Below are 22,992 nucleotides of genomic sequence, written 5' to 3' on the forward strand. Positions count from 1 at the left end.
CGCTCCAACCGGGGTCTGGCAGTACCAGGCGGGGCCGGTGGATACTGGGGCCCATGGTGAACGCGGACGCGGAGATCAGCCAGTTCCTCAAGAACCGGCGGGCCCTCCTCACTCCCGACCTCGTCGGCCTGCCCGAGGGCGTCAACCGGCGCCGGGTGCGCGGCCTGCGCCGGGAGGAGGTCGCCCAGCGGGCCGGGGTGAGCGTGAACTACTACACGCGCATCGAGCAGGGACGCGGCGGCCGGGTGTCGGCGTCGGTGCTGGACGCCATCGCCGAGGCGCTCCTGATGTCCGAGGTCGAACGCGGCTATCTGCACAACCTGGCCGACGGCCGCGCCCGCAGGACGGGTGGGCCGACCGGCTCCGGGTGGTGCGCGCCGCCGGACGCGCCGCGTCCCCAGGTGCGCCCGGAGCTGAGCGCCCTCGTCGACGCCATGGACCGGGTCCCGGCGATGGTGCTGGGCCGCTCGCTCGACCTGCTGGTCTGGAACCGCATGACGAGCCGCCTGTGGCCGGGCGTGGACGACCTGCCCGAGCCGGAGCTCAACCTGGCGAGGATGGTCTTCGGCGACACCGCGGCCGCGGGCCTGCACGCCGATCCCGAGTCGATGCGCCGCGCCCTGGTCGCCAAGCTGCGCGTGGAGTCGGGCCGCGACCCCGACGACCCGCGGCTGTGCGCGGTGGTCATGGACCTGCGGCGGCGGAGCCCGCGCTTCGCCGAGCTGTGGGAGCAGGCCGAGGTGAGGGAGCACCCGTTCGGCGTCCACCGGATCCTGCACCCGGAGGTGGGCGAGCTGGACCTGCACTACTCGAAGGCCGTCCTGCCCGGCGACTCCGGCCAGATCCTCATGACCTACTGCGCCGACCCGGGATCGCCCTCCGAGGAGCGCCTCGCTGCGCTCGCCCGCACCCCCGCCCCCGCCGCGGGGCGGTGAGCCGGACCGCCCCGTGGCGGCGAACCGCGCGCCGGGGGCGCCCATCGGTGGATTCACGCGTTCTCGTCCGGTGGCGGCGAAGGGCGCCCAGGACTCCTTGTCGGGCCACGGGCCCCGCCCTAGCCTTTCCGGCATCATCGAGCTACCCGAAGGTCGTCACGGATGAGTTCCCGCACCCCCCTGCGCCTCGGCGCCGCCGCGACCGGTCTGGCCGTCGTCTCGGTCCTGGTCCTCGCCCAACCCGCCCGCTCGGAACCCCTCGACGGGCCCGCCGCCACCGTCTCCGGTCCGATCCCCGTCACCGACGACTCCTACCCGTTCATGTCCGCCGACGGACCCGAGGCGCCCCCGATCGAGGCGGGCGAGTCCGTGGAGGTCGACCTCGACGCGTACGGCTACGTCGAGGAGGAGTTCCTCCTGGAGGGCACCGCCGAGCACTACGACCCCACGACCGGCGAGGTGACCGGCGCGTCCCCCTACACCACCCGGATGGTGGTCCGGCGCCCCGCGGACGCCCGCGACTCCACCGGGACCGCGTTCCTGGAGTGGAACAACGTGAGCTTCGGGCAGGACATCGAGATCGACTGGTTCCTGTCCAACGACTACTTCATGCGCGAGGGCCACGTCTGGGTCGGCCTCTCCGCCCAGCGGGTCGGGATCGACGCGCTGCGCGCGTGGGACTCCGAGCGCTACGGCGAACTGGGCGTCGGCGGCGGCGAACCGGGCGACGCCCCGGCGTTCGACATCTACTCCCAGACCGCGCGGACCCTGCGCTCGCCCGAGGGCGTCGACCCGCTGCCCGGCTTCGACGTCGACACGGTCATCGCCACCGGCCACTCCCAGTCGGCCCGCTACCTCATCGGCTACCACAACGCGGTCCATCCGGCCCACGGGGCCGTCGACGGCTTCATGGTCCACGGCGCCCCCGGCGGGCTGGACGAGGGCACCACGCCGGTCATGCGGCTCATGGCGGAGACCGACGTCCGGCTGCGCGCCCAGAGCCAGGAGCCGGACTCGGAGTACTACCGCCGGTGGGAGGTGGCCGGCACCGCGCACGTCGGCGCCCACGAGTACCTCACCTTCGCCCCGCTCATCGCCCGCGAGAACCCGGGCAGCGAACCGCAGCGGTGCGACCGCCCCCCGCTGAGCCGCATCCCGTTCCACCACGTGCTGAACTCGGCCTACGACCACCTGGTGGACTGGGTCGAGGACGGCACCGCGCCTCCGGCCGCCCCGCGGCTGGAGTGGGAGGACGCCACGAGCCCGAGCCGCGACGAGCACGGCAACCGGCTCGGCGGGATCCGCCTGCCGGAGCACGAGGTCGCCACGGCGCTCAACCAGGGCACGAACACCGGCGACCCGTTCTGCGTGCTCATGGGCGCGCACGTCCCCTTCTCCGAGGAGACCCTGGAGGAGCTGTACCCCCGGCGCGGCGCGTACGTGTGGCGGGTCAACCACGCCGTGAACCACGCCCGTCACGACGGCTTCGTCCTGCGGGAGGACGCCCGCGCGTCCCGCGTCGCCGCCTTTCGGACCGACCACCCCTGGTGGTGACGCCGACCGCACGAGCGCAGAGGTGCGGCGAGAGGCAACCTGGCGGCCGCGCGCCCGGAATGCCGCACAAGGCACGGGTCAGGTCACGTCGATCCTGATCCGGCCGGTCTCGCATCGGCCGCCCCAACCGATCAGGACGTCCGCGCCGACGGGTTCGACGGGGCCGCAGTAGCCGTCGAGTTCTCCGCTCACGGACCGGTGGGTGAGGCCTGTGTCCGCGTTCCACAGGCTGAACTCACCGGCGTTGGTCGCGACCACGCCCAGCCCCTCCACGAACTCCATCTCGCCCGTCAGGAGGGGGAAGGCGACCGTGTGCACCGGCGGGTGGAAGGACGCGGCCTCGTGCGCGGTCGCGGTCCGTCCCCGGCCGTCGAGCTCGTACAGGCGGCCCTGCCTGCTCTCCTCGACCGCCAGGACCACCCCGTCCCCCGGGAGGGCCGCCAGCCCGATGTACATCCCGCCCACGTCCTCGACGTCCACGAACTCGACCAGGGGCGCGCTCGGGTCGCCGATCCGGAACCGCCCGGTGAACATCCGCTCGAACGTGGCACCGGCCAGGACGACCTCGTCGTCGACGGCCGCCAGGTCGAAGACGCGGAACCACTCTCCGACACCGGTCACGGCGACGGAGTCCCAGGCGTCCTCCTCCAGCGAGTACACCAGGAGGTCGCCCCGGTAGCCGCCTCCCCCGAAGACGACGTGGTCGCCCACCTCGGTCGCCGGCGCCAGGTGCCTCGCCTCCGGAGCGTCCGCGATCGGCTCCCAGGAGTCGGACCCGGGGTCGTAGACCGCGCCGTCCCTCGCCATGAGGCCGTCCTCGTCCCCCGAGTGCGTGGCGGTGGTACCGCCCCAGACGAGCACCCGCCCGTCCCCGAGGGCCACGGTGGTGTGACGGGTACGCGGTGCCAGGTCCGCGTCCGCGATCACACGCCAGGAACCGGTGTCCGGGGCGTAGGCGGCACCGTCGGCGTGAAGGCCGCCCCGCTCCCCACCGCTTCCGCCCCAGACGAACAGTTCCGCACCGGTCCACACGATGCTGTGGTCCACACGGGTGCCGAAGGGCCCCGGGGGCAGCTCACCGACGGAGACGGCCACATCCCACTCCGGGGTCTCGGCCGCGGTGCAGCCGGTGGCCGCCAGGGCCGCCGCCGCGAGGCAGGTCGCGGTGAACGCCGACCGGCCTGTGACTCGCATTCGCTCGCTCCAGCGTTCGATGGGGGATGTTCGGAGGCAGGCGGACGCTACCAGGGACTCCGGGTGCGGTCGGGCAGCGGCCCCGCGCATCCGCCGGGAGTCAGTGCCTGAAGTGCACGCACAAACGGCCAGGACGCTTCCGACGACCACAGCTCCGTCAACAGCGAGACCGAGCCATGGGGCTCAGACCGCGACCAGGTGCACGTCGTCGGTACCGATCGCGTCCAGGTAGGCGGCGATGTCCCCCGGATCACTGGTGAACACCACGGCACTGCGGTGCTTCACGGCCGTCCAGGTGACGAGGGCGTCCACCGCGTCCGGGCGCTTCTTCGCCGGGAGGGCCGCCACGCCCAGGACCGCACCGACACGCCGCCAGTCGGTGGTGTCCGGAGCGGCCGCGCACGCGATGCACTCCGCCTGCCCCGCACCGGTGGGCCGCAGCGCTGGTGGAGATGACCTGGCTCGGGGAACGGTGCACTCCCTCAGGACCGCACTCATGGCGTGCACGGTCGCCGGATCCGGACGCCATACCTGAGCCAGGACGGGACCGGGGACCACGGGACGGTGTGAAGACCGTGCGAGCCCTCGGTGCATCTGGACCGCCTTGGCCCTGCGTGCCGCCAGTGCGATGAGCATCCCCGTGTCGTAGACGGGCACACGGGTGCTCACGCCACCTCGCCCCGCTTGCGGGCCTGGGCTTCTCCGGCACCGTAGACCAGGCGCATCGCCTCATCCACCTCCCGGCGCTCATCCGCGCTCAGAGAGTCATCGCCCGCCTCGTCGATGGGTCCGTGGGGCTCGGCTCGTTCCTCGGCGTCGGCGATGAGCGCGTCGACACCCGCGAACTCCGCCTCTGCCGCTTCGGCCTCGGCCATCTGTCGGATCGCGGCGTTGACCAGGTAGGACGACACGTCCATCCCCGCGCGGTCCGCGTGCGACCTGACACGCTCCGCCGCGTCGGGATCAAGGCTGATACTGATTCGGACCTTCGCCATGCCATCAGCGCAATACGAGTATTACGCCTCTGTCCAGCACGTTCGTGCCTGGGCGGTGGCCATCTTGGCCGCGTGTGGGGCCTCCCCCGCGTCAGTGCCTGAAGTGCACGAACAGCCGGCCGAAGTTCTTGGAGTCCTTGTCCACGCGGTGGTAGCGGGCCTTGATGTCCTTGCGGTCGAGGAAGCGCAGGACCCGCTTCTTCAACTGGCCCGACCCCTTGCCCGGAATGATCTCCACGGTCTTGGCCTTGGTGCGCTCGGCCTCGTCCATGATCTCGCTCAGGGCGCGGTCGATGTCCCGGCCCTTGTTGAAGATGTCGTGCAGGTCCAGCTTGAGCCGCATCGCTTCGCCTCCCGCGTCCGCTTGCCCCGGATGATACGGCCCCCGCGGTCACAGCCGCAGCTCGAACACCATCCGGTCCGCGCCGAACGCGCCCCTACCGGCCGCCGGACTCCGGCTTGACCGCGACGAAGACCGCCGTGCCCGGGATCATCCGGCCGCGCACGGGGCCCCATCCGCCCCACACCCGGTCATGCCCCTCGGGCCACTCCGGTTCCACGAGGTCCCGGAGGACCAGCCCGGCGCCCGCGATCCCCCGCACCCAGTCGCCCACGGTGTGGTGGTGCTCCACGTAGACCGCGTGGCCGTGGTCGTCCTCCTCGACGTACGCGCGCCGGTCGAAGTAGGACTGGTGGACGGTGAACCCCTCCTCCGTGGGGTCGTCGGGGAAGCCCCAGCGGACCGGGTGCGTCACCGAGAACACCAGGCGCCCGCCCGGCCGCAGCACCCGCGCCGCCTCGGCCAGCGCCTCGTCGGCCGAGGGCACGAAGGGGAAGGCTCCGAAGGAGGAGAAGACCACGTCGAAGGAGGCGTCGGCGAACGGGAGCCGCTGGGCGTCGGCCTGCACGGTCGGCAGCCGGTACCCCGTCCGGTCGTCGAGGCGGCGCGAGTGCCGCAACTGGCGCAGGGACAGGTCGAACGCCACCACCTCGCGGGCGCCCCGGGCGCGCAGCCACCGGCCGCACTGACCGGCCCCGCACCCGACCTCCAGGAACCGCGTCGCCGCCGGGTCCCAGGTTCCGAGCAGCCCCGCCTCGGCCTCGGTCAGCCCCTCGGGGCACCACACGAAGTCCGCGTCGCCGAGGAAGCCGCCGTGCTCGGCCTGGTAGGCGTCGGCCGCGCCGTCCCACCACCACCGGCCGGCCCGGGCGCTCTCGTCGGCGCCCACCATCCGCCGCTCGACCCGGCCGGGCGCCGGGTAGGCGCCGCCGCCGGCGGCCCCGGTCAGGTCGGCGGGCTCACCGTCGTCCGGCACGGGTCTCCTCGGCGATCGCTCCGGCGCCCGCGGCGGCGGAGTCGTCGGGGCCCTCGGAACCGTCGCGACCGCTGGAACCGTCGCGACCGCTGGAGTCGTCAGGGCCGTCCGAACCGCCGGACCCCGTCGAACCACCGGGACCGTCGGAGCCGCCCGGCTCACCGCCCTCCTCCTCGGCGCGGGCGTCGCGCAGCTCGCGGCGGATGAGGACCACCCAGCCCACGACCGCCACGACCGCGAACACCCACCACTGCACGGCGTAGGACAGGCTCATGCCCGAGTCCTCCTCCCGCAGCTCGACCCGCTCCGGCGCGGGGTCGGGCACGGGGTCCTGTTCGGTGAGCTCGACGTACCCGCCGTGAACGGGGTAGGGCAGCCGCTCGGCGAGCATGTCCACGTCCACGATCATGATCTGCCCCTCGGGCAGGCCGTCGCGGTTGGCGAGCCCGGTGTTCTCCTCGGTCTCGGTGAACTGGAGGCGCCCGGCGATCTCCACGGGGCCCTCGGGCGCCGGCGGGACCTCCGGCACGTCCAGCGCGGTGTCGCCCCGCATGATCCAGCCGCGGTTGACCAGGACGGCCGACCCGTCCTCGGTGACCAGCGGCGTCAGCACGTGGAAGCCGACCCCGCGGGAGCCGTCGCGGTTGCGCAGCAGCAGCTCGTGCTCGGTGTCCCACGTACCGCTCACCTCGACGGTGCGCCACCGGTCCCGCGGCGACACCTCCTCGCCGACCCCGGTGAGCTCCTCGACGGGTACCGGCTCCGCGGCCACGTTGTCCTGTTGCAGGCGCACGGACTCGCTGCGCGTCTCCCACCGGTCCAGCTGCCAGAAGCCGAGCCAGACGAAGCTGGGCACGATCACCAGGACCAGCAGGTGGAAGCCGACCATGCGTCGTGAGAACAGGACTGTGAGCACGTCTTCGAGGTTATGAGACGCTCCCGGCCGCCCCGCACCGCCCCTGGCCCAGTGGGCGCGGCGCGCCGGGTCCGCGCACCCGCGCCGGACCGGTCACCGAACACACGCGAACGGGGCCGCCGGTCACCGGCGGCCCCGCACCGCGCGACGCTCACGCGCCGCGCTCCACGCTGCTGTCGCGCCCTACTCGTCGTCGCCGGCCGGAACACCCTCGGCCGCGGCGGCCCGACGCTTGCGGGCGAAGTACACGCCGGCGGCACCGGCACCGATCGCGGCCACACCGGCGGCGACCAGGCCGCCCAGCGCGCTACCGGTCACGGCGAGCTCCTCGTCGGCCTGCGGCTCGGGGGCCGGACGCTCGTCGGCGGTGCCGGAGTCGTCGCCGTCCTTGCCACCGTCCTCCTCACCGGTGTCGGTGTCGGTGTCGTCGCCACCGTCCCCGCCACCGTTGTCGCCGTCGTCGGTGTCCTCGTCCTCGTCGCGGTCCTGGTCCTTGTCGTCGTCACCGCCGTCGCCGCCGTCGTCCTCGTCACCGTCGCCGCCGTCGGAGATCGTCTCCAGGCAGGACGCCTCGGCGAGCCCGAGGACCGACACGGCGTTGCCGCAGATGTCGACGGCGGCGTCGACCGGCACGATGACCTGGTTGCCGCTGGCCACCCCGCCCGAGCCGTCGGTGGAGGGGCCGTCGCCCTCGTTCTCGGGGGAGGACTGGATGATGTTGATGATCGTGGTGCAGGTGGAGCTGGCGCTGCCCAGGATGGCCACCGAGTTGCCGCAGACGTCGACCGCGACGTCGACCGGCACGATGATCTGGTTGCCGCTGGCCACCCCGCCCGAGCCGCTGGTGGTGGCCGCGTCGCCGGACTCGGACTCCTCCTCCAGGACCTCGACCACCTCAACGCACTCGGCCTCGGACACCCCGCCCACGCCCACGGCGTTGCCGCAGGCGTCCAGCGCGGCGTCGACCGGCACGATGATCTGGTTGCCGCTGGCCACCCCGCCCGAACCGTCGGTGGAGGGGCCGCCCTGGCCGCTGCTCTCGTAGAGGACCTCGGAGACCTCGGTGCACTTCGCCTGGGAGATGCCCAGCACGGCGAGCGAGTTGCCGCACAGGTCGGCCTCGACGTCGGCCGGGACGACGACCTGGTTGCCACTCCCCACACCGCCGGAGCCGTCGGTGGAGGTGTCGGCGAAGGCCGCCGTCAGGGGGGCGACCACCAGCCCGGCGGTCAGGACCGTGGCGAAGGAGTAACGGAAGGTGTTGCGCATAGTGCTGTGGAGCCTTTCAGGGAAGACAGCCGGGTAGTCGGCGCCTGTGCATGGCGTCGCTGGGGCCGCGGGGGAATCCGGTGACCGCGCATCGCGGTGACACTCGGCCTCGCACCCGGACGGCACGGCGGGTCCGTCATCCGGAAACGGCAAGACGGCGGGAAGACCCTTTCGGCGGCTCACGATGGGGTCATCCCCCCGGTGAACCGCCGATGGACCGAAACGTTAGCAAGACACCGACGGCGTGCCAGCCGTTTCAGAAAATGGCTCGCCGACATGTCAGCACTATATGAGTACGCCTCACTACCCTTTGCTATTGACACAGCTCACAGCCCTCCAGATAACTACTCAGTGTCGATCTCTGAAAGCAAAGGGTAGTTTTATTGGCGAAAAAAATTCCGCGGAGTACGCCCGTGGTCTACGAATGAACTTCGTTCTCTCCTGGCCCCAAACCCCGCGAACAAACAGCTGGAATTCCCTCTTCTCAGATGGGTCACACCTTTTGCCGGAAAGGCCTCGTACGCGAAGAATCGCCCCCTGGCCGCCTCCGCCCCCTCCCCCGTGTCCGACCCCCGCTCCCACCCGCCTCGTCACCGTGCGTCACCTCCGATGCCCTCCGCGCAGCCGAACCGGGCCGCCTCGCGCGGCCGTCCACCCCTCCCGCGGCGCCAGGGACCACGCTCCGCCGACCGCCGCGGACTCCCCGCCACCCCGCATCGCCCGCCATGGCGGCGACTCGGACATCCACCCACCAAGGGCGACAAAACCGCTGGTCAACAACACTTAGCCTGGAACACTGAGCCGCGGACCCGCCGAGCCGCCTTCCGCACTCCATGACCTTCCGCATTAGACTGATCACAAAATGTAGTCACACGACAGCAGGGCGAAGCCCTCGCGGCATTCGTCCGACCACGACGGCCAACCGGAGACGCCGAGCGCGCGTCCTAACCCTGAGACACGAACGAGGACCCCGCTCGCCGTTTCCCCGCCCGCACTGGAGCACGTATGCACCCCGTAGGACCCCCGACCCCCCGCCGCGGCCTGCCCCTCACCACCGGAAGCGCCGCACTCGCCCTCGTCCTGCTCGTCACCGCCTGCTCCTCCGGCGACGACCCCGCGGACGAGTCCGTCGGGGCGGTCTCGCCCGAGGAGTCCGCCTCCGCGCCCGAGACGCAGGAGAGCGAAGCCGCCGAACCGACGGAGCCGTTCACCATCGCCTTCGGCGGCGACACCATGTTCGAAGGCGCCCTGGAGTCACGTCTCAACGACCCGGCCACCGCCCTCGACCCCATCTCGGAACAACTCTCCGCCGCCGACCTGTCCATGGTCAACCTGGAGACCGCGGTGACCGAGGGCGGCACCCCCGCTCCCGGCAAGCAGTTCCTGTTCCGCGCCCCCGCCAGCTCGCTGGAGGCACTGGACGCGGCGGGCGTCGACGTGGCCAGCGTCGCGAACAACCACGGCATGGACTACGGGACCGACGGCCTGAACGACACCCTCGAGAACGGCGAGGCCTCGCCCGTCGAACTGGTCGGTGCCGGACGCGACGCGGACGAGGCCTACGCCCCCCACATCGCCGAGGTGAACGGCCAGACCGTGGCCATGTTCGGCGCCACCGACGTGCTGGACGACCACCTCATGGCCGAGTGGACGGCGGGCGAGGGCAAGCCGGGCCTGGCCTCCACCAAGAACGAGATGAAGGAACGGATGCTCACGGCGGTCTCCGAGGCCGCCGCCGAGGCCGACAACGTCGTGGTGCTCCTGCACTGGGGCCTGGAGGGCTCGCACTGCCCCCTCCCGCACGCCCCCGCCCTGGCCGACGACCTGATCGAGGCCGGCGCCACCGCCGTGGTCGGCGGCCACGCCCACGTGCTCTCCCCGGGCGGGTTCAGCGGTGACTCCTACGTCCACTACGGCCTGGGCAACTTCGTCTTCTACAACTACAGCGGGCCCACCGCCGAGACCGGCGTGCTCACCCTGACCTTCGACCAGGGCCGCGTGACCGAGTCCGACTGGGCCCCCGCCCAGATCCAGGGCGGCGTGCCGGTGCCCTACGAGGGCGAGGCGGCCGAGCGGGCGCACCAGACCTGGGTGGACATGCGCACCGAGTGCGGCCTGCCGCTCACCGACTCCCCCGCTTAGGGAGTGCTCCTCTGAAGCCCTCCGGGTGAGCGAGCGGTCGCCGGGCCGTCGCCCGCACGACGAGGTGCGGCGTGCGGCCCGCCCGCACACGACCGCCGCCCCCGGTCGGCCCCACGGCTTCCGGGGCGCCGCCCAGCCCCGCGCCTACAGCACGGGGGCCGCGCCGTGCCGGACCGCGACGGTGTCGATCTCCGCCAGCAGCGCCCGGCGCCGGGCCGCTCCCAGGTAGGAGGCCCGCACACCGTTGGCGGCCAGCCGCACGAGGTCATCGGCGCCGAGCCCCATCCGGTGCGCCGCCAGGTACTCCTGGCTCAGGTCGCTGCCGAACATGGTCGGGTCGTCGCTGTTGAGGGTGACGAACAACCCCGCGTCCAGCATGCGCGGCAACGGGTGCTCCGACAGGTCCGCCACGGCGCGGGTGCACAGGTTCGAGGTCGGGCTCACGTCCACCGGCACCTGTTCGCTCACCAGGCGGTCGACCAGGGCGTCGTCCTTCATCGAGTCGATACCGTGCCCGATCCGCTCCGCGCCGAGCACGTCCAGGGCCTCGCGCACCCGCTCCGGCCCGCCGTGCTCCCCGGCGTGCGGCAGGCTCGCCAGTCCGGCCGCGCGCGCCCGCCCGAAGACGTCCGCGTACTGCCCCAGCGGGGTCTCCACCCCGCCCACCCCGAAACCGACCACGCTCGGCGGCCCGTCCGCCAGCACCGCCTCGACGGTCGCCTCGGCGCACTCCACCCCGAAGTCGGCGGGGAAGTCCGGGATCCAGCGCAACTGGATGCCGTGCTCGCGCTCCGCCTCCATCCGCGCCTTCTCGATGCCGTCGAAGACCACCCGGGCCGGGACACCGCGCATCAGGTGCGCGTACAGGCTGACGTGCAGCTCGGCGTAGCGCACGTTCTGGGCGGCCAGCCGCCGGGCGACCACCGACGCCAGGAGGGCGAAGTCCTCCTCCTCGCGCAGGGTCGCCACCGAGGCCAGGTACACCTCGACGAAGTGCGGGAAGTCGGTGAACGCGTACCACGCGCGCAGCTTCTCCAGGGTGTCCGGCAGTTCGCGCACTCCGTGCCGCCCGGCCAGCTCGAACAGGGTCTCGGCCGGCATGGACCCCTCCAGGTGGACGTGCAGCTCCACCTTCGGCAGGTCCCGGACGAGTGCTTCGACGCCCGTAGGGGCGGGTTCGGTGTCCATGGCGCGAGACTACGCGCGCGCGGCAGCGCTCCCAAGCCCTGGCCGGCAAGCTCACACCGGCCGGTCAGAAAGCCCGCGCCGGCCTGTCCGGAGGGCACCGCGGTGACGCCCGGCGAAGCGTCCGGTCCCGCCCGCCACGGCCGGAGGGCGGGACCGGGGGACGGGACCGGCCACGCCACCCGGACGGGTACGCACCGACGGCCCGCGCGGCCGCACCGCCCGAACGAGTACGCCCCGTCGATCCGACGCGCCACATGGACGGCTCACTCGAACGGAAGCGCTCCGCCGACGGACAGGCTCCGCCGGTGCCGGCGGGGGCGCGACCGGGTCACACGGTCGGGTGCGCCCCGTTGATCCGGCGGGGCACGCCCAGCGGGTTGTCGTCGCGCAGCACCGCCGGCAGCAGTGCCTGCGGGACGGACTGGTAGGTGACCGGGCGCAGGAAGCGGCGGATCGCGGTGGTGCCCACGGACGTGTGCAGGGGCGCGGTGGTCGCCGGGTAGGGGCCGCCGTGCGTCATCGCGTGCGTGACGGCCACGCCGGTCGGCCAGCCGTTCCACACCACGCGGCCGGCCACCGAGGCGCCCAGCGCCAGCAGCGCGGGGGCCACCGCGTCGTCCTCCTCGCCGTGGACGGTGACCGTGAGCTGGCCCTTGAGCACACCCGAGGCCTCCAGCAGCCGCCGCTCGTCGGCGTAGGTCACCAGGAGCGTGGCGGGGCCGAAGCACTCCTCCAGCAGGGAGTCGGCGTTCTCCAGCAGGGAGTCGAGGTCGGTGCGGAGCAGCGAGGGCGACCAGCCGTCGCCGGTCCGGGTCCCCCGCACCAGCACCTCGGTGGCCGGGTGCTCCACGAGCCCGCCCAGCACGCGGTCGAAGCCCTCGGCGACACGGTCGTTGAGCAGTGAGGACGCGCCGCGCCCGGCGAAGTCCTCGACGAGGGCGTCGAGCTTGGTGTCCTCCGGAACGAAGACGACCCCGGGCTTGGTGCAGAACTGCCCCGCCCCCATGTTGGCCGACTCCGCGTAGCCCTTGAGGACCTCGTCGCCGCGCGCGGCCATGGCGGCGCGGGTGACGAACACCGGGTTCACGCTGCCCAGCTCGCCGTAGAACGGGATCGGGTCCGGACGCGAGGCGGCCAGGTCGAACAGGGCCCGACCGCCGGGGATGGACCCGGTGAAGCCGACGGCCCGGGTGAGCGGGTGCAGAACGGCCTGGCGCCCGGCCTCCACACCGTGGACGAGGCCGAAGGCGCCCTCGGGGGCCCCGGCCCCGGCGAGCGCGGCGACGACGATCTCGGCCGTGCGCTGGGCCAGCTTCGGGTGGCCGGGGTGCGCCTTGGCCACGACGGGGCAGCCCGCGGCCAGGGCGGAGGCGGTGTCTCCGCCCGCGGTGGCGAAGGCGAAGGGGAAGTTGCTGGCGCCGAACACCACGACCGGGCCGAGCGGGACCAGGACGCGGCGCACGTCCGGGCGGGGCGTGCCCCACTCCGGGTCGGCCGGGTCGACGGCCACCTCCAGGTAGGAGCCGTCCCGGAGCAGTTCGGCGAACTCGCGCAGCTGGAAGGTGGTGCGGCCCAGTTCGCCGCGGCAGCGCGCCTCCGGGTAGTGGGCCTCCTCCATCGCGAGGGGGACGAGCTCGTCGGCGGCCTCGTCCAGGGCGGTCGCGACGGCCTCCATGAGCGCGGCGCGCTCGCCCGGCGCGAGGCCGGCCAGCAGGGGCGCGGCGGCGGACGCCCGGGTGAGGGCGGCGTCGAGTTCTTCCGGCGTGGTGTCGGGCGGGACGGTGGTCATGCCTCATCCTCCTGGGACGTGTGTGCACTGCCTCGGGCACGATCCAACCATGCCACGCCCCTCTTTGGAAAGCGCTATCCAACCGGACGGCACGGACTCCCGCACATCTGACTCCCGGCACGAAACCCCGGATCACCGGCCTCGCGGCACCCGCGTCGGCCGCTTCCGGAACGAAACTGGATTTTCCCCGGAACCAGGTGAATCCGGAAAGGCATCATAGGTGGTGTGACGACAAACTCCCGAAGCACAACGCCCCCACGGCCCCGGCGGTCCACAGGCGCGACGGACGGGCCCGACGTGTCACGCGACAGCCGCGGGCCCGTCGGCACCGCGCCGGACGAACTCGCCTTCGCACAGGCGCCGCTCCGCCGCCTGCCCGCCCAGCAGCGCAGCATGCTGCGGGTCCAGCGCATGCTCGACTGCTGCGCCGACCTCCTCGACGAGGTCGGCTACGACAACCTCTCCACCACCCGCATCGCCGAACGCGCCGGCGTCGCGATCGGCTCGGTCTACCAGTTCTTCCCGGACAAGAAGGCCATCACCCAGGCCCTCGGCCTGCGCTACCTGGACCAGTTCAGCGCGCGCGTCACCGAACGCCTGGCCGACGCCTCCTTCACCCACTGGACCGGCGCCGTCGACACCGTCATCGACGAGTACATCGACATGCACCGCAACGTGCCCGGCTTCCGCAGCCTGCACTTCGGCGACATCGTCGACACCCGGCTGCTCAACGGAGGGGCCGAGAACAACCGCGTCATCTCCGTGCGCCTGCGCCGGATCATCGTTTCCGTCACAGGCATCCCCGATGATGATCAACTGGACCGGGCGGTCAACGTCGCCGTCGAAGCGGCCGACGCCGTCCTCAAACTCGCCTTCCGCGACGACGCCGACGGCGACCCCGACCTCATCACCGAGGCCAAACGCCTGGTCAGCAGTTACCTGTCCAACTACTCCGTACGAACCGGAGGCGACCATCCTTGGTAGCCGACGCAAGCGCACTCACCCGACCCGTCACCGGGACCGCGGCCGGGGTCCCCTACCTCGCCCTGCCGCCCGCCGACGGCCGGGTCCCCGCACCCCTCGTCCTGGGACTGCACGCCTTCGAGCCGCCGCGCAGTGAGTCGGCGCTCGCCGGAGCCGTCCCCATGGCCCCGCTCCCCGCCTGGCGCGTCTACCTCGGCCTGCCGCTGTTCGGGGCCCGCCTGCCCGAGGGCGGCGTCACCGAGATCAACCGGCTCGGCGAACGCGACTACCTGGTCGAACTCTTCGGCCCCGTGGTCGAGCAGGCCGCCGCCGAACTGCGCCGCGTCACCGCCGAACTGCGCACGCTCTTCCCCGTCACCGACGACCCCGTCGGCCTGGTCGGCGTCGGAGCCGGCGCCTCCGCCGCGCTCCTGGCCCTGGCCGACGACACCCTGCCCGTAGGGGCCGCCGCGGTCATCAACCCCGTCGTCGACCCCGCCCTGGTCATCGCCGCCCGCGAGGAACGCACCGGCGCCCCCTACACCTGGACCGAACAGGCCCGACAGGTGCGCGGCTGGCTGGACTTCACCACCCGCGCGGGCGAGATCGCCCGCAACCGGGTCCCCCTCCTCGTCGTCACCGGACGCCAGGACCCCGTCGTCCCGCCCCAGCACGGCCAGGCCCTGCACGACGCCCTGAGCGGCGCCCGGGCCGACCACGGCGACGAGCATGCACTCCGTCACATCGTGGTTCCGGATCTGGCCCACGCGATCGGACCGGAACCAGGACTGGAACCCGGACCGCTCACCCCGGCCGGAGTCCTCACCGACCGCGCGCTGACCGAGTGGTTCCACCTCCACCTCACCTCTTCCGCCCAGGTCCAGGCGACCGCCGACGCCTGATCCGCCCTCCGGCCGCCCGCTGTTCGCACCCCGGCCCCGTGCGACACCCATCGTTCACCGCGAGCACGGCGCGACCTCTCCCGGTATCCGTCTGGCCGATGCCGTCGCGACAGTTGGTACGCGTTCCATGGGATCATCCAGGAGCGGCCGCGCACCGCGGTCCACCTGACCGTTTCGACTCATCCTCAGGAGGGCGAACCACGTGACGGAACCGGCACCGGTCTTTGCCAGCGGGGTCGACAACGAGCGGATGAACGCGCAGCTGCGCTTCCTCCTGGAGGCGGACAAGCTCAAGCGCGTCCTGCGGCGGAACCTGCTGGTGGACGGCTCGCGCCGGGAGAACTCGGCCGAGCACTCCTGGCACCTGGCCCTGTCCGCCCGCACCTTCGCCGAGTACGCGCCCGAGGGCACCGACATCGACCGCGTCACCGAGATGCTGGTGGTCCACGACATCGTGGAGATCGACGCCGGGGACACCTTCGTCTTCGACCAGGTCAACGCCGAGACCCAGGCCGAACGCGAACGCGCGGCGGCCGACCGCCTCTTCCCCCTGCTGCCCGAGGACCAGGCCGTCCGCGCCCGTGAGCTCTGGGAGGAGTTCGAGGCCGGATCCACCCCGGAGGCCCGCTTCGCCCGGGCCGTCGACCGCCTCGCGCCGATGCTCGCCAACTGGCACAACGAGGGCGGTACCTGGCTGCGGTTCGGGGTCACCCGGGCCGAGGTCATGGCGAAGGTCAAGGTGATCTCCGAGGGCTCCGAGGCCCTGGGCTCCTACGCGACGGCGCTCGTCGACGACGCCGACCGGCGCGGGTACTTCCGGAACTGACCGGTCAGACCCGCCCGAGGAGCAGCTGGACGGCCGCGGTCAGGCCCACGACCACCACGCACAGGCGCAGGGCCGCCGGGCTGAGCCTGCGGCCGAAGCGCGCCCCGAGGTAGCCGCCGACGATCGTGCCGACCGCGATCAGCCCGACCACCGGCCACGAGGGCTCGGCGAGCACGATGTAGAACACCGCCGCGGTGCTGTTGACGATCGTGGTCATGACGTTCTTGAGCGCGTTGATCCGCTGCAGGTCGTCGTCGAGCGCGGTCCCCAGGAAACTCAGCAGGATGATGCCCTGGGCGGCGGCGAAGTAGCCGCCGTAGGTGCCGGTCGCGTAGGCGCCCAGCGGCATCAGCGGCCCGCCGTCGGGCCGCGCCGGCTTGCGGGACCGCGCCCAGCTCGCGATGCGCGGCTGGAGCAGGATGAGCACGCAGGCGAAGCCGATCATGTACGGCACGATCGTCTCGAACACGTCGGCGGGCAGGTAGATCAGCAGCAGGGCGCCCGTGACGGCCCCCAGGAAGGACATCGACCCCAGTCGCAGGATCCGCGCGCGCTGGCCCGCCAGCTCCCGCCGGTAGGCGATGGTGCCGCTGAGCGTGCCCGGGGCCAGGCCGATGCTGTTGGAGATGGTCGCGGTGAGGGGCGGGTACCCGAGCGCCAGCAGGACGGGGAACGTGAACAGCGTCCCCGACCCGGCGATCGCGTTGATCCCGCCTGCCGCCACTCCCGCGAGGAGAACGGCGACTGCCTCCCAGAGTTCCATGTACTTCCGATCCGACCCTGCCGCGCCCCGACGATCGAGACCCGTTCAGCCTACGAGAGCGTCCCTGAGCACCCCCGAAGCGGGTCGCGTGACCCACGGCACAGCGGGGGCCCGCCCGCGGACACCTCCGCGCACGGGCCCCACCGACCTCACCGGCGAGCTAGGGAAGCTTGACGACCTCGCTCCGCAACCGGTCGAAGGCGCCGCCCAGCCCCTGCAGGGCCGAACCCATCTCGGCGGGCACGATCCACACCTTGTTGGCGTCGCCCTGCGCGATCTCCGGCAGCTTCTGCAGGTAGTGGTAGGCGAGCACGTCCGGGTCCACCCGGCTCGTGTGCAGGGCCTTGAACACCATGTGGATGGAGTCGGCCTCACCGCGCGCCCGTGTGGTCTGGGCCTGGGCGTCCGCCTTGGCCGTGAGCGCCTGCGCCTCGGCCGCGCCCTCGGCCCGCAGCACGGCGGCGGTGCGCTCACCCTCGGCGCGCAGAACCGCGGACTGCTTCTCACCCTCCGCGCTGAGCAGCTGCGCGCGCTTCTCGCGGTCGGCGCGCATCTGCATCTCCATCGCCTCCTGCACGGAGGACGGCGGCTCGATGCCCTTGAGCTCGATCCGGCTGATCTCGATGCCCCAGTCGCGGGTGGCCTCGTCGAGCACCGTCTTCAACTCGCGGTTGATCTGGTCGCGCGAGGTGAGGGTGCCCTCCAGGTTCATACCGCCGATGACGTTGCGCAGGGTGGCCAGGGTCAGCTGCTCGACCGCCTGGATGAAGTTGGCGACCTCGTAGGTGGCCCGGTAGGCGTCGACCACCCGGATGTAGACGGCGGAGTCGACCTCCACCGCGAGGTTGTCCTCGGTGATCGCCGACTGCGGGGGGAAGCTGACGACCTGCACCCTCCGGTCGATGCGTTCGCGCACCTGGTCGACACCGGGGATGACGACGTTGAAACCGGAACTCAGGGTCCGGTGGAACTTACCGAAACGCTCGACCACGTCCTCCATCGAGTGGGGGACGATGCGGACGCTCCGCCAGAAGATGATCAACAGAACGGCGACGAAAAGCGCGACGATGATGATCATGGTCATGGGGCCACCCCGTTCTCGGCGCGTGGGGTGGGGTTCTGCAGCGGCATCAGGGCGGCTCCGGATCTCCTGACAGGGTGGCAGGCGGGCGCGGGCACGGACTGCGCGCTGACGGCCCCGCCCACCCGATCGATCATCAAGCGCGCTGAAATGGAGCGGTCCGCTCAACGATCGATGACGCTACCCCATATCCGCCCCGGCGGACTACATCCGGACAGAAATCCAAATTCCGGACTCTAGGATTTCACCAATACCGCAACCCTTTATGCCGGTTCGGCCGACCCCGGGTACACAAGGGCCACCGGCACACGGGCCGGACGGCGCCCGGCACGCACACCCGTCGGGCGGCGCCATGGGGGGCGCGCACCCCTCGGGCGGCGGAGCGGCCGTGTCAGCCGGTGAACGGTGCGAGGACGAACCGGCCCCACACCACGAAGAGCAGCAGGACGAGATACCCCAGGTCCACGGCCATCAGGTCGAACTCGCGGCGGCGGACACGCGTGAGCGCCGCACCCACCATGACCATCGCCAGCCCCAGGGCGGCCAGCGGCACCAGGACCGGCGCGACACCGAGCACCGCGGGCAGGACCAGGCCCAGCCCGCCCAGCACCTCCAGCGCGCCGATCGCCTTCACCCCGCCGGGGCTCCAGTCCTCGACCCACCTGGCACTGCGCCCGAAGGCGGCGATCCTCTCCTTCGGCACGACCAGCTTGCCGGCGCCCCCGAAGACGTAGGCGGCGGCGAGCAGCCCGGCAACGATCCACAGAGCGAGGTCCATCGGGGTTCCCCCAGGTGTCGGCGGCGGTGTTCGTCCCGACCGGGGCGGCGACCGTGCCCGTCCCGGTCCGCGACGACCGTTCGCCCATCAGACTCCGGGCACCGCGATCCTGTGACAGCCCTCGCCGCGCGGGCCCCGGCCGGGCGCGAACCCCGCGACCCGCCGGGCCGGACCGGACCGGCCCCGGTCAGATCACGCCGCCCGCGCGGACCAGCGGTCCCCGTCACGCTCCACCTTCAACGGCAGACCGAAGGTCTCCGACAGCACGTCCGCCGTCATCACCTCGTCCAGCGGCCCGGCCGCCACCACACCGCCCTCGCGCAGCAGCAGTGCGTGGGTGAAGCCCTCGGGGATCTCCTCGACGTGGTGCGAGACGATCACCAGCGAGGGCGCGTCCTCGTTGCGGGCCAGGTTGCCCAGCCGGCGTACGAGGTCCTCCCGTCCGCCCACGTCCAGCCCCGCGGCCGGTTCGTCCAGAAGCAGCAGCTCGGGGTCGGCCATCAGCGCCCGCGCGATGAGCACGCGCTTGCGCTCGCCCTCGGAGAGCGTGTGGAACGTCCGGTCGGCCAGCTCGGCGACGCCCCAGTGCCCCAGCAGCGCACGCGCGCGGCCGTAGTCCGGGTTCCCGTACTCCTCGCGGAAGCGGCCGAGGTAGCCGTAGGCGGCGCTGACGACGATGTCGAGCGCGCTCGTCCCCGGCTCGATGCGCCCGGCGACGGACGCGCCCGCGTAGCCGATCATCGGGCGCAGCTCGAACACGTCGACCCGGCCCAGCCGCTCGCCCAGGATGTCGACCCGCCCCTCGGTGGGGAACAACTGGCTGGCGGCCACGTTCAGGAGTGTGGTCTTGCCCGCACCGTTCGGGCCCAGGATCACCCACCGCTCACCCTCGGCGACCGACCAGTCCACACCGTTCAGCAGGTGGGCGCTACCGCGCCGCACCGTGACCCCGTTCAGGCCCAGAACCCGCCCGTCCATCGTCCTCCTCCTCGTCACGTCCCACGCCGGTGCACGGGCCGCCCTACCCTGTAGCAATGCATCTCACGTCCGCACCGCTCGTCGCCTGGGGCAACGCCTGGCTGTCCGGCCACGTCGGGCTGGACGACGCCGTCGACGCCGTCGAACGCCGCGGCGGACCCAACCTGATCGGGACAGTACCCCCAGGAGACCTGCCCTTCGACAGTGGCGTACCGCTGCGCACGGCCCTGGTCCGCCTCGGCGGGATGGGGGTGTCCGCGTTCCGGCTCGCACTGCCCGCCCAGGGCGACCCCCTCGGACTGGTGGGCCCGAGGGAACTGAACCAGGCGGCCCTGCACGCCCAGGAGGGGGTCCTGGTGCGCCTCGCCGACCGACAGGTGGGCCTGGTGCCCGCCGTCGACCGGCGTGGCTCATCCTACGTCGGCGTCTCCTGGACGCCGTATCCGGCGAACGACGCGCTTCCGCAGGTACCCGATCTGGCCGAGGCCGAACAGCGCCTCAAGCTCACCCTGCTCGACGTGACACGGACCCTGGAGGGCGTGGACGACATCGCCGGGTTCACGCCCGGCGTGCACGACCGGGTGGGCGCGCTCGGTGAGCGCGAGGCGCCGCCCCTGGCCTCCGGCTACCCCCCGCGCGCCCACCGGGTGGCCGCGCAGGCGACCCGGTTGTCGCGCGTGGTGGAACTGGCCGAGCCGAACTCCGGCCGAGGGCTCACCGCCCAGCAGGCCGCGGCACGCACGCGGGCGCTCCGCGAACTCGACATGGCCGTGCGGCGCGCCCAGGTGGCCGCCCACGCCGCCATCATGACGCCGGACCCCGGAAGGCCGACCCGCTGATCCCGGCGCCACCGCGGCCCGGTCGACGCTCGCGTGCTCCCTCGGCGCCGGCCGCCAGGCCGGTTCCGGGGTTCGTGCCCAGAAGCCGGGGAGCCCCGGGTTCGCGCAGGGAAGCGGGGTCCCCCGGGTCGGGAAGAATCAGGTCTCCGGGTCGGACCAGGGTTGACACCTGATCCCCTCGGGCCCCGACGGGCCGATACTGGAAGAGTGGCAGGTCGGGACCCCGACCGCACCGATGGAACGAGGAGACCCGTCATCATGCAGCCCGAGCACATCCGAGCCTCCGACGCGGACCGGGACAAGGTGGCCGAGCGCCTTCGGGAGGCCCTGGCGGAGGGCCGTCTGTCACCGGTGGAGCATGAGGAGCGACTCGACGGCCTGTACAAGGCCAAGACCATCGGCGAGCTGTCTCCCCTGGTCGCCGACCTGCCCACGGGCGGGTTCGACTACGCGGCGATGGAGCAGCGGTCCGAGTCCCCCAGCGGAATGGAGATCCTCGGCAGCGAGGCCCGTGACCTGGCGGGCCAGAGCAAGGGATCCGAGAACCTGGTCGCCGTCTTCGGCGGCGCCGAGCGCAAGGGCCGGTGGCTGGTCGAACCGCGCACCAACGTGTCGGTGCTGTGCGGCGGCGTCGACCTGGACCTGCGCGAGGCGGTCCTGAGCACCCGCGAGGTCACCATTCAGCTGGCCGTCATCCTCGGCGGGGTGAACATCGTCGTGCCCCACGGCGTGCGCGTGATCAACAACACGTCCGCGATTCTCGGCGGAGCCGACGTCCACGGCACGGACCAGGTCACGGACCCGAACGCGCCGGTCGTGAGGCTGACGGGCACGTGCATGCTCGGCGGGATCGACATCAAGGCCAAGGGACCCCGCCGGAAGAAGCGGAACAAGCGCGACAAGTGACACGGCCACACGGCCCTTCGGTGACGTGATACGCACCTCAGACTGTCCACATAGTGAACTACCTGCGAAGACGGGCGGCCCTGCACGACAGGGTCCGGCGGCGGCCGAGTACCGTGGGTGGCGCCATGAATGATGACTCCACGCTGTTGGTGACCGTGACGGGCCGCGACCGTCCCGGCATCAGCGCGCGCCTCCTGAACACGCTCTCCGTCTTCCCGGTGACCATCGTCGACCTGGAACAGGTCGTCCTCGCCGGGCGGCTGGTCCTGGGCACCGTGATCGACGTCGACGAACGGGTCGCTCCCGGCGTGAGCCGCCACCGCGTCTTCGACGAGGTCCGCAACGCGCTCGACAAGGTCGCCATCGACCTCGACATGGAGGTCGAGTACGGCCGGGGCAACGGCCGGGTGACCGCGTCCGGCTCCGGTCGACTGCACGTGACCGTGCTCGCCGACCCCCTGCGCCCGGGCGCCCTGGGCGCGCTCACCTCGTGCGTGGCGCGCGCCGGTGCCAACATCGACCGGATCGAGCGCCTGTCCAGCTACCCGGTGACCTCCGTCGAGATGGAGATCTCCGGCGGTGGCGCGGCCGGCGACGCCGCCCAGCTGCGGGCCGAACTGGCGATGGAGGCCTCCACGCAGTCCGTGGACGTGGCCGTACAGCCCAGCGGCCTGCACCGGCGCGGCAAGCACCTCATCGTCATGGACGTGGACTCCACCCTCATCCAGGGTGAGGTCATCGAACTCCTGGCCGCCCACGCGGGCTGCGAGGCCGAGGTCGCGAAGGTCACCGAGGAGGCCATGCGCGGCGAACTCGACTTCGAGGAGTCCCTGAGGGCCCGGGTCGCGCTGCTCAACGGCCTCGACGCCTCCGCGATCGACCGCGTGCGCGAGGAGATCCAGCTGACCCCGGGCGCCCGGACCCTGGTGCGCACGCTCAAACGGCTCGGCTACGAGTGCGGGATCGTCAGCGGCGGCTTCACGCAGATCACAGACGTGCTGGTGGATCGCCTCGGGCTGGACTACTCCGCCGCCAACACGCTGGAGATCGTCGACGGCAAGCTGACCGGCGGGCTGCTCGGCCCGATCGTCGACCGCAAGGGCAAGGCCACGACCCTCCAGCAGTTCGCCGAGCAGGCGGGCGTCCCGCTGTCGCAGACCGTCGCCATCGGCGACGGCGCCAACGACCTCGACATGCTCCAGACCGCGGGACTCGGCGTCGCGTTCAACGCCAAGCCGGTCGTGCGGGAGCAGGCCGACACGTCGGTGAACGTGCCCTACCTGGACACCATCGCCTTCCTTCTCGGCATCACGCGCGAAGAGATCGAGGCGGCCGATCTGCACGCCGCCGACCTCCAGGACTGACCACCGGCTCCAGGAGCCCCGCCGGTCGGCGGGGCTCTCCTTGGTGAGGCCACCCCGGCCGCCGCGTTGTCCACAGGCGCCGGTGCGGGCCTGGCACACCACACCCCACCACCCCCACACTGGAAACCAGCGGGACCCCACCCCCCAGGCACCCACCCACCACCCACAATTCACAAACGCACAAACCCGGGCACAAAAAAAAGGGGGAGAAGACCACGAAAGCCCTCTCCCCCTCCAACGAAAAACCGTGGCAGCAACCTACTCTCCCACCCCACCACAGGGCAGTACCATCAG

The 22,992-nt window shown here is 72.2% G+C and carries 22 protein-coding genes; 9 read left to right on the top strand and 13 right to left on the bottom strand.

Translation table 11 applies throughout. The features are described from left to right. Positions 1 to 53: 53 nt before the first annotated feature. Together ADL05_RS24090 and ADL05_RS24095 are read left to right on the top strand one after the other, a co-directional pair. A complete protein-coding gene (locus ADL05_RS24090) occupies positions 54 to 935 on the top strand; it encodes a helix-turn-helix transcriptional regulator (RefSeq protein WP_053619283.1) in 882 nt (293 codons plus the stop codon). Between the two features lie 162 nt (positions 936 to 1,097). Continuing rightward, a complete protein-coding gene (locus ADL05_RS24095) occupies positions 1,098 to 2,489 on the top strand; it encodes an alpha/beta hydrolase domain-containing protein (protein ID WP_053619284.1) in 1,392 nt (463 codons plus the stop codon). Between the two features lie 78 nt (positions 2,490 to 2,567). On the opposite strand, the gene ADL05_RS24100 is transcribed toward ADL05_RS24095, so the two are convergent. The 7 genes from ADL05_RS24100 to ADL05_RS24130 all read right to left on the bottom strand — a co-directional run bounded on the left by ADL05_RS24100 (position 2,568) and on the right by ADL05_RS24130 (position 8,179). Continuing rightward, positions 2,568 to 3,683: a kelch repeat-containing protein gene (locus tag ADL05_RS24100; RefSeq protein WP_053619285.1), complete on the bottom strand. Its 1,116-nt coding sequence runs from the start codon at positions 3,681 to 3,683 to the stop codon at positions 2,568 to 2,570. Between the two features lie 183 nt (positions 3,684 to 3,866). Then, complete coding sequence (locus ADL05_RS24105; RefSeq protein WP_053619286.1) at positions 3,867 to 4,352, bottom strand: hypothetical protein; 486 nt, start codon at positions 4,350 to 4,352, stop codon at positions 3,867 to 3,869. Then, positions 4,349 to 4,678, bottom strand: coding sequence for a hypothetical protein (locus ADL05_RS24110; RefSeq protein WP_053619287.1), 330 nt, complete (start codon positions 4,676 to 4,678; stop codon positions 4,349 to 4,351). Before ADL05_RS24110 ends, ADL05_RS24105 begins: the two co-directional genes overlap by 4 nt. A gap of 91 nt (positions 4,679 to 4,769) precedes the next feature. After that, entirely contained in the window at positions 4,770 to 5,021 is a 252-nt protein-coding gene (locus ADL05_RS24115; protein ID WP_053619288.1) for a Smr/MutS family protein, read from the bottom strand. A gap of 94 nt (positions 5,022 to 5,115) precedes the next feature. Beyond that, entirely contained in the window at positions 5,116 to 5,910 is a 795-nt protein-coding gene (locus ADL05_RS24120) for a class I SAM-dependent methyltransferase (RefSeq protein ID WP_053619319.1), read from the bottom strand. A 67-nt stretch (positions 5,911 to 5,977) separates the two neighbouring features. Further along, on the bottom strand, positions 5,978 to 6,910 hold the full coding sequence (locus tag ADL05_RS24125; protein WP_053619289.1) for an SURF1 family protein: 933 nt from the start codon (positions 6,908 to 6,910) through the stop codon (positions 5,978 to 5,980). 183 nt (positions 6,911 to 7,093) lie between these two features. Next, the gene (locus ADL05_RS24130; protein ID WP_053619290.1) at positions 7,094 to 8,179 is read right to left on the bottom strand and encodes a chaplin family protein; all 1,086 of its coding nucleotides are present in this window, start codon (positions 8,177 to 8,179) and stop codon (positions 7,094 to 7,096) included. 1,005 nt (positions 8,180 to 9,184) lie between these two features. On the opposite strand from ADL05_RS24130, the gene ADL05_RS24135 reads away from it, so the two are divergent. Continuing rightward, positions 9,185 to 10,321 (top strand): CapA family protein, encoded by a 1,137-nt coding sequence (locus ADL05_RS24135; RefSeq protein ID WP_053619291.1) that lies wholly within the window; start codon positions 9,185 to 9,187, stop codon positions 10,319 to 10,321. Positions 10,322 to 10,465: 144 nt separating this feature from the next. Here the strand turns inward: ADL05_RS24135 and add are convergent, their stop codons facing one another. Both add and ADL05_RS24145 read right to left on the bottom strand, forming a co-directional pair. After that, complete coding sequence (add, locus tag ADL05_RS24140) at positions 10,466 to 11,509, bottom strand: adenosine deaminase (RefSeq protein ID WP_053619292.1); 1,044 nt, start codon at positions 11,507 to 11,509, stop codon at positions 10,466 to 10,468. A 328-nt stretch (positions 11,510 to 11,837) separates the two neighbouring features. After that, positions 11,838 to 13,298 (bottom strand): aldehyde dehydrogenase (NADP(+)), encoded by a 1,461-nt coding sequence (locus ADL05_RS24145; RefSeq protein WP_053619293.1) that lies wholly within the window; start codon positions 13,296 to 13,298, stop codon positions 11,838 to 11,840. A 393-nt stretch (positions 13,299 to 13,691) separates the two neighbouring features. On the opposite strand from ADL05_RS24145, the gene ADL05_RS24150 reads away from it, so the two are divergent. The 3 genes from ADL05_RS24150 to ADL05_RS24160 all read left to right on the top strand — a co-directional run bounded on the left by ADL05_RS24150 (position 13,692) and on the right by ADL05_RS24160 (position 15,989). After that, positions 13,692 to 14,282: a TetR/AcrR family transcriptional regulator gene (locus tag ADL05_RS24150; protein ID WP_053619320.1), complete on the top strand. Its 591-nt coding sequence runs from the start codon at positions 13,692 to 13,694 to the stop codon at positions 14,280 to 14,282. Continuing rightward, positions 14,276 to 15,163, top strand: coding sequence for a S9 family peptidase (locus ADL05_RS24155; RefSeq protein ID WP_053619294.1), 888 nt, complete (start codon positions 14,276 to 14,278; stop codon positions 15,161 to 15,163). The genes ADL05_RS24150 and ADL05_RS24155 overlap by 7 nt, the downstream gene beginning before the upstream one ends. 202 nt (positions 15,164 to 15,365) lie before the next feature. Beyond that, positions 15,366 to 15,989, top strand: coding sequence for an HD domain-containing protein (locus tag ADL05_RS24160; RefSeq protein ID WP_053619295.1), 624 nt, complete (start codon positions 15,366 to 15,368; stop codon positions 15,987 to 15,989). A 4-nt stretch (positions 15,990 to 15,993) separates the two neighbouring features. On the opposite strand, the gene ADL05_RS24165 is transcribed toward ADL05_RS24160, so the two are convergent. From ADL05_RS24165 to ADL05_RS24180, 4 genes are all read right to left on the bottom strand, one after another. Further along, on the bottom strand, positions 15,994 to 16,752 hold the full coding sequence (locus ADL05_RS24165) for a sulfite exporter TauE/SafE family protein (RefSeq protein WP_053619296.1): 759 nt from the start codon (positions 16,750 to 16,752) through the stop codon (positions 15,994 to 15,996). 160 nt (positions 16,753 to 16,912) lie between these two features. Then, the gene (locus tag ADL05_RS24170) at positions 16,913 to 17,836 is read right to left on the bottom strand and encodes an SPFH domain-containing protein (RefSeq protein WP_053619297.1); all 924 of its coding nucleotides are present in this window, start codon (positions 17,834 to 17,836) and stop codon (positions 16,913 to 16,915) included. A gap of 388 nt (positions 17,837 to 18,224) precedes the next feature. After that, complete coding sequence (locus ADL05_RS24175) at positions 18,225 to 18,611, bottom strand: DoxX family protein (protein ID WP_053619298.1); 387 nt, start codon at positions 18,609 to 18,611, stop codon at positions 18,225 to 18,227. 192 nt (positions 18,612 to 18,803) lie between these two features. Continuing rightward, complete coding sequence (locus tag ADL05_RS24180; RefSeq protein ID WP_053619299.1) at positions 18,804 to 19,589, bottom strand: ABC transporter ATP-binding protein; 786 nt, start codon at positions 19,587 to 19,589, stop codon at positions 18,804 to 18,806. Positions 19,590 to 19,645: 56 nt separating this feature from the next. On the opposite strand from ADL05_RS24180, the gene ADL05_RS24185 reads away from it, so the two are divergent. From ADL05_RS24185 to serB, 3 genes are all read left to right on the top strand, one after another. Beyond that, on the top strand, positions 19,646 to 20,428 hold the full coding sequence (locus ADL05_RS24185; RefSeq protein WP_053619300.1) for a hypothetical protein: 783 nt from the start codon (positions 19,646 to 19,648) through the stop codon (positions 20,426 to 20,428). A gap of 258 nt (positions 20,429 to 20,686) precedes the next feature. Beyond that, a complete protein-coding gene (locus ADL05_RS24190; RefSeq protein WP_053619301.1) occupies positions 20,687 to 21,334 on the top strand; it encodes a DUF1707 domain-containing protein in 648 nt (215 codons plus the stop codon). Between the two features lie 125 nt (positions 21,335 to 21,459). Then, a complete protein-coding gene (gene serB, locus ADL05_RS24195; RefSeq protein WP_053619302.1) occupies positions 21,460 to 22,698 on the top strand; it encodes a phosphoserine phosphatase SerB in 1,239 nt (412 codons plus the stop codon). Positions 22,699 to 22,992: the final 294 nt, after the last annotated feature.

This window comes from Nocardiopsis sp. NRRL B-16309 (assembly GCF_001279585.1).
Classification (GTDB): Bacteria; Actinomycetota; Actinomycetes; order Streptosporangiales; family Streptosporangiaceae; genus Nocardiopsis.

Excerpts from the sequence above, each read along its gene's own strand:
- ADL05_RS24090 (WP_053619283.1), top strand. The coding sequence starts at position 54 with ATGGTGAACGCGGACGCGGAGATCAGCCAGTTCCTCAAGAACCGGCGG.
- serB (WP_053619302.1), top strand. The coding sequence starts at position 21,460 with ATGAATGATGACTCCACGCTGTTGGTGACCGTGACGGGCCGCGACCGT.
- ADL05_RS24115 (WP_053619288.1), bottom strand. The coding sequence starts at position 5,021 with ATGCGGCTCAAGCTGGACCTGCACGACATCTTCAACAAGGGCCGGGAC.
- ADL05_RS24165 (WP_053619296.1), bottom strand. The coding sequence starts at position 16,752 with ATGGAACTCTGGGAGGCAGTCGCCGTTCTCCTCGCGGGAGTGGCGGCA.
- ADL05_RS24130 (WP_053619290.1), bottom strand. The coding sequence starts at position 8,179 with ATGCGCAACACCTTCCGTTACTCCTTCGCCACGGTCCTGACCGCCGGG.
- ADL05_RS24180 (WP_053619299.1), bottom strand. The coding sequence starts at position 19,589 with ATGGACGGGCGGGTTCTGGGCCTGAACGGGGTCACGGTGCGGCGCGGT.
- ADL05_RS24190 (WP_053619301.1), top strand. The coding sequence starts at position 20,687 with ATGCAGCCCGAGCACATCCGAGCCTCCGACGCGGACCGGGACAAGGTG.
- add (WP_053619292.1), bottom strand. The coding sequence starts at position 11,509 with ATGGACACCGAACCCGCCCCTACGGGCGTCGAAGCACTCGTCCGGGAC.
- ADL05_RS24095 (WP_053619284.1), top strand. The coding sequence starts at position 1,098 with ATGAGTTCCCGCACCCCCCTGCGCCTCGGCGCCGCCGCGACCGGTCTG.
- ADL05_RS24145 (WP_053619293.1), bottom strand. The coding sequence starts at position 13,298 with ATGACCACCGTCCCGCCCGACACCACGCCGGAAGAACTCGACGCCGCC.
- ADL05_RS24150 (WP_053619320.1), top strand. The coding sequence starts at position 13,692 with ATGCTGCGGGTCCAGCGCATGCTCGACTGCTGCGCCGACCTCCTCGAC.
- ADL05_RS24120 (WP_053619319.1), bottom strand. The coding sequence starts at position 5,910 with ATGGTGGGCGCCGACGAGAGCGCCCGGGCCGGCCGGTGGTGGTGGGAC.
- ADL05_RS24135 (WP_053619291.1), top strand. The coding sequence starts at position 9,185 with ATGCACCCCGTAGGACCCCCGACCCCCCGCCGCGGCCTGCCCCTCACC.
- ADL05_RS24175 (WP_053619298.1), bottom strand. The coding sequence starts at position 18,611 with ATGGACCTCGCTCTGTGGATCGTTGCCGGGCTGCTCGCCGCCGCCTAC.
- ADL05_RS24100 (WP_053619285.1), bottom strand. The coding sequence starts at position 3,683 with ATGCGAGTCACAGGCCGGTCGGCGTTCACCGCGACCTGCCTCGCGGCG.
- ADL05_RS24170 (WP_053619297.1), bottom strand. The coding sequence starts at position 17,836 with ATGACCATGATCATCATCGTCGCGCTTTTCGTCGCCGTTCTGTTGATC.
- ADL05_RS24110 (WP_053619287.1), bottom strand. The coding sequence starts at position 4,678 with ATGGCGAAGGTCCGAATCAGTATCAGCCTTGATCCCGACGCGGCGGAG.
- ADL05_RS24185 (WP_053619300.1), top strand. The coding sequence starts at position 19,646 with ATGCATCTCACGTCCGCACCGCTCGTCGCCTGGGGCAACGCCTGGCTG.